Annotated in this window: 3 protein-coding genes; 1 reads left to right on the top strand and 2 read right to left on the bottom strand. The window is 76.3% G+C overall.

The window, feature by feature from the left end; translation table 11 throughout:
- The coding region (locus tag HCC30_RS28170; RefSeq protein ID WP_240979973.1) for a PQQ-binding-like beta-propeller repeat protein at positions 1 to 1720 on the top strand (1720 nt) is incomplete at its 5' end.
- 22 nt (positions 1721 to 1742) lie between these two features.
- Here the strand turns inward: HCC30_RS28170 and HCC30_RS29265 are convergent.
- Together HCC30_RS29265 and HCC30_RS28335 are read right to left on the bottom strand one after the other, a co-directional pair.
- Entirely contained in the window at positions 1743 to 2585 is an 843-nt protein-coding gene (locus HCC30_RS29265) for a hypothetical protein (RefSeq protein WP_206324440.1), read from the bottom strand.
- A 370-nt stretch (positions 2586 to 2955) separates the two neighbouring features.
- A partial coding sequence (locus HCC30_RS28335) for a hypothetical protein (protein ID WP_206324439.1) occupies positions 2956 to 3308 on the bottom strand: 353 nt, incomplete at its 5' end.

Below are 3308 nucleotides of genomic sequence, written 5' to 3'. Positions count from 1 at the left end.
ACGGCCCGTCCCCAAGCGCCCCGCCGACCAGTCCGCACACCCCGACGGCGCACCGGCACGCGCGGGCGGGCAGTCGTGGGCCGCCGGGCCCGGCGCGCACGCCCCCGGCCCCGGCGGGCACGGACTCGCGCGGGACATCCCCGCCGGCCCCGGCGGCCCGGCCGCCGTCGGCGCCACCACCGGCGCCGGAGCGGAGCAGCAGGCCGCCGTGGCCTCCCCGCCCGCGCCCCGGCACGCACCGCACTCCGCGGCCCCGTCCGCCGCGCCCCAGCAGGACGGCGGGCCCGTGCGGCTGCCCGGCACCCAGGTGCCGATCGGCCCGGGCCCTCGCCGCTCGGACGAGACGGGCGCCAGCGACGCCGGGCCCACCACCGGCTGGGTACGGCCCCCGGCCGGAGCCAGGACCGGGGCGCCCGCGCAGGGAGCGCACGGCGCGTACGGCCCGCAGGGCGGACCCACGGGCGCGCCCGCGGCGCCCTCCGCGCCGCACGGCCACCCCGCCGCGCCCCCGGTCCCGCCGAACGCCCCGCCGGTCTCCGGCGCCGTCCCCTCGCCCGGGGTGCCGCCGGACGCGGGGCCTCCGCCTCCGCAGCGCTGGCGGCCCTGGCGGTTCCGGATGTCCAACGACGTCTGGGGCACCCCCGTCGTCGCCGACAACCTGCTGTACGTCACCTCCTTCGAGGTGCACGCGCTCGATGTGGCCAGCGGGCGGCGGCAGTTCAAGACCCGCGAGGTGGCGTGGTCGATGGCCGTCTCCGGCGGCCGGGTGCACGCCTCCGACGGCCCGAGCCTGTACGCGCTCGACGCCCGCGACGGCTCCGAACGCTGGCGGCTGGCCACCAACGGCTGGGTGTACTCCCTGGCGGTCGACCGCGGGGTCGTCGTCACCGGCACCCGGGGCGGCGGCGTCCAGGCCTGGGAGGCCGCCACCGGCGAACGCCTGTGGGAACTCGGCGGCGCCCAGGCCGACTTCGAGACCCCCGAGGGCGGCCCCGTGATCCACGGCGGCACCGTCTTCACCTGGGCCGACGGGCGGCTGTACGCGCTGGAGGCACGCAGCGGCGTCGAACAGTGGTCGTACCCCGTCGGCGACGTCTCCGCCACCGGAGGCGTCCCGCTGCGCCTCACCGCGGCGCCGGACGGCACCGTCTACGTGTGCGCCGGTTCGCGGATCTTCGCGCTGAACGCCGCGACGGGCGTGGAGCGTTGGCGATTCGACGCGCCCGCGGCCTTCCTCTGTCCGCCGGCCTTCGTCCCCGGCCCCGCCGTCACCGGCGGCGGCATCTACATCGCCGACTACCTCGGCACGGTCTACGCCATCGACGCCGCCAACGGGCACGACCGGTGGCGCATCGCCACCGAGGCACGGCACTCCACCGAACCCGTCGTCGTGGCGGACGGGCTCGTCCACCTCGGCAGCGGCGGCGCGCTGTACACCCTGGACGCCGTCAGCGGCACCCCGCGCTGGCGCTTCGCGGCGGGCGGCGACGTGGTCGGCGCCCCCGTGGTGGCCTCCGGGCGTGTGCACTTCGGCTCCGCCGACCACTGCCTGTACACCCTGGACGCGGTGGGCGGCCAGCTGCGCTGGAAGCTGGCGACGGGCGGGGAGATCACGGGTTCGCCGGTGGCCTCCGGCGGTGTCATATACGCCTGCAGCAAGGACCGTTGCGTGTACGCGCTGGACGCGGAGAAGGGCACCGGGCAGACCCGGCAGGGCTGAGCCGCCCCCTCGGGGCGACGGGTCAGGGCTGCCGGCCGTCGTCCTCGGGCGGCGGTGGTTCGGTGCGGGGGAGCGGCTGGGTGTCGCTCACGCCCTGCTCGCCCTGTTCCGGGGTGTCCTGCGGTCCGGACGGCGGCTGCTGCCGCATCGGGCGCGTCTCGTCCTGTGCGGACCAGCCCTGGTGGCTGCCCCCGCCCGGGCCCTCCTGCGCGTCCCAGTGCGGGGCCGGGCGGTACGGCGCGGGCTGTTCGGAGGTCTCGTACTCCTCGCCGTACGCCGGGCCCCGGCCGTACGGGGGCTGCTCGTAGGGCCGTTGGGCCTGGTAGGGCGGATAGGGCTGCTGCGGGTGGTACGGGGCGGGCTCGTAGCGGTCGTCGGGGCCGTACGGGGCGTAGCCCTCGTCCTCCCGCGGTCGGTCGTCGCCCCGGCGGCGGCGCCCGCGGGGCGGGGGACGGCGGCCGCGCATCACGAGGGCGCCCAGGAAGACCAGGACGCTGCCGCCCGCAGCGGCCGCGACGCCCTCGCCCAGCTCGCCGCCGGAGCCGACCGTGAGGTTCCCGGCGGCCTGCCCCTGGCGCACCATCCACAGCACGGTGAAGCCGAGGCCGACGAGTCCGGCGAGGGTGGTGAGCAGCCTCGACCGCAGCAGCACGGCGATGACCACCAGCACGGCCACGACCAGCATGGGGAGCAGCAGTCCGCTGAACAGCGGCGGCTTCTCCGCGGTGATGCCGCTGCCGCGGAAGAGCTCCTCCACGCTGTAGTCGCGCCCGGGACGACCGCCGTACCAATCAAGGAAGGGGCTGCGTACGACGGCCGCCGCTCCGAGGAGGGCGAGCAGGGATCCGAGAATGTTCCGGACCATCGGGCGTCGCCTCACTTTCCGGCGCCGCGCGGCCCGCCCGTGGCCGGTGGAGTGCCTGCGGGCAGCAGCCTGCGGACGCCGCGGGGTGCGTCATCGTCTCGACGCTACGTCCGCCGGAACGACCCCGCCACCGCTCACGTCACCTGTCATGGCAGGATCACGCCGTCCGTATTCAGCCAACGTCTCCTACGGGCGGGCGGTCCTTCGGGGGTTCACACATGTCGCGTCACGTGAAGTTGCTCGCCGCTGTGACGGTGGTGCTGCTGGCACTGAGCGGGTTCAGTCCCGCGCGCAGCGGCGGGAGCGGCGGGAAGAGCAGCAGTAGCAGCCGCGGCGGCGGGGGCGGTTGCAGCAGCGCCGGCTCGGCCAGTCACAGCAGCCAGACGGGGAGCGACTCCTCGTACTCGGGCGGCGGTTCCGGCCACAGCGGCGGCAACAGGCAGCGCTCGCCGCACAGTTCCGTCTCGGAGTGCGCCGCGGCGACGTCGGGCAAGCCGTACAGCGAGGTCCGGGTGAAGAGCGACGACTCCTCGTACCGGACGTTCACGGTGGTGGTCGACTTCCTGGACGAGCAGGGTGCCGTGGTCGACACGGGCAGGGCGACGGCCCGGGTGCCGGGCGGCCGGACGAAGACCGTGACCGTCCGGATGGAGCGGCCGTCGGCGGTGTCGATGGTGGAGAACTGCCGGGTGCGCTCGGTCCGTTGAGACGGGGTGGCCCGGT

Origin of the sequence: Streptomyces sp. HNM0574 (assembly GCF_012726235.1) — a bacterium.
Taxonomy (GTDB): Bacteria; Actinomycetota; Actinomycetes; order Streptomycetales; family Streptomycetaceae; genus Streptomyces.
This window is presented reverse-complemented; position numbering and strand designations above follow the sequence as displayed.

Bases quoted from the DNA above. Each gene is read 5' to 3' on its own strand.
- HCC30_RS29265 (WP_206324440.1), bottom strand. From the start codon at position 2,585: ATGGTCCGGAACATTCTCGGATCCCTGCTCGCCCTCCTCGGAGCGGCG.